Annotated in this window: 1 pseudogene; it reads right to left on the bottom strand. The window is 55.6% G+C overall.

From position 1 onward, the window contains the following. Window positions 1–515: 515 nt before the first annotated feature. A pseudogene (locus tag DMG62_23815) lies at window positions 516–656 on the bottom strand (chitin-binding protein). Window positions 657–1,720: the final 1,064 nt, after the last annotated feature.

Here is a 1,720-nt window from a genome sequence, read left to right as displayed (position 1 = left end):
GTCCATGGTCGCGCTCCCGCTGGCCACAATCATCTTCTGAAGTGTCCCACTCTGGGCGTCGCCATTATGGTAGTTCTTTGTGCCGGAATTAGGCGAGTCCACGCGGGGCGAACCAAACAGCAGAAGCAACGGGAGCATTAAACCGGTAAGGGTTACCTTTAGCTTTGGTATGGGTGTAATGAATTCCTCCGTACGCCCCGGTTTTACTGAAATCGATGGAGCGATGTCAAACCATTTCTGTGTGAACCACTTGGAGTGGCGGTATACGATTGCCGGATTGGCACATTTTCCGCGTGTCTTGTGCGCCCGTCCTCTTCACGCGTTGCAAGCTTGCAACGTCATCTGATCCAGACGCCTGAGGCAAGCCACCGACGATTGGTCGCAGCCGCCGCTAATCACTCGCGCGCTCGCAGACGAGGCGCAAAGGCTAAGTGCGGAACTCACGAACAATCTCGTGAGCTCCGCGCAGCAAACTGAATTGTTATCTAGCCAGCCTACCGAGGCGGGCGAGCGCGCGCTGTTGGCGTGGGACTTACCGTAGGACTCGCGGTAGCACTGGCTGTCGGACTGGCAGTAGCAGTCGCACTCGCAGTGGCTGTCGCGCTCGCGCTTGCAGTAGGAGTGGCAGTAGCAGAAGGACTCGGAGTAGCGGTAGCCCCCGGACGCGGAGCCGGTCGGGCGGGGCCCGGGTGTTGGAGTGAGCCTTGGCGTTGGCGACGCTGTTGCGGTTGGCGTTGGCGTAGGGCTGCCAGAAGGACAACTTCCGTTGACGTTCATCACGATATGCATATCGGGGAAACCAATATCCCAGACCGGCGTCGGATCGGTGATACCACAATCGGCTGCGCTGATATAGCTTGGCCCGGTTTCTGGGTCATCGTTAGAACCGATGAAGAACAGGTTACCCACAGCAGTTCCATCCCGGGTCATCACTTCCATCACGAGCTCGAGAGTGCCGGCCGGCACAGTGGCTGTTATCGGTACCTCAAATATGGTGTCCGCTTGATCTGGAATGTTGAGTTCTCCCGATGTGGCGATCAGATTCGATTGCCAGTCGCCGCCGGGGAACGGTGAACCGTGGTTCGCATACAAATTGACTGTCAACGGCTGGCCCGTGCCGTCTCCAGATTGCGCCAATTCGATCCCGAATGAAACCGACGTCACATCGTATTCCTGGCCGCCGGTAAAAGTGTTCATATCGAAAGCGCGCCAGTAATGATTCTCAGTAGTGCCAACGCCGTCATTGCAGGCCACCGAGTTTCCATCGACGATCGCCTGGCTGGTTGATTGCGTAATGGTGGAGGGACACGTCCCTCCGAGGGGGCCACTTAGCAAAAACGGTGCGATCGGGCTTTTCCTGGAAACGACAGGCGCTCTGCCATAGAGATTGGTGATTTGCGGTGCGTGTGCGACGGCGTTTCTCTTGATTTGTGCAGTGGCTGTTCGAACGACGTTCCGCCGTGCCAGCGCGAAGGGGATCGCGCAGACAGCCAAAAGCAGAAGCAGGTAAAATGCGCCTCGGATAAGATGCGCTTTGATGGTGGGATTAATTTGCTTTTTCATGTTGGGGTTGTGCTTGTTCGATTTTTGATTTGGGAAGACTGTATTTTCGAACGAAATCCCGTTTTAGTTCGGCGGACGCAAAAACGTCAAGACTTTTTTCGCATTTTTACGCAAGATTTGAACCGGATTTGGATCAAGTGCTGGGGAAAATGACGAA

It is taken from the genome of Acidobacteriota bacterium, assembly GCA_003225175.1.
GTDB lineage: Bacteria > Acidobacteriota > Terriglobia > Terriglobales > Acidobacteriaceae > Gp1-AA112.
The sequence above is the reverse complement of the archived record's forward strand: the minus strand, read 5'-3'. Positions and strand labels throughout refer to the sequence as shown.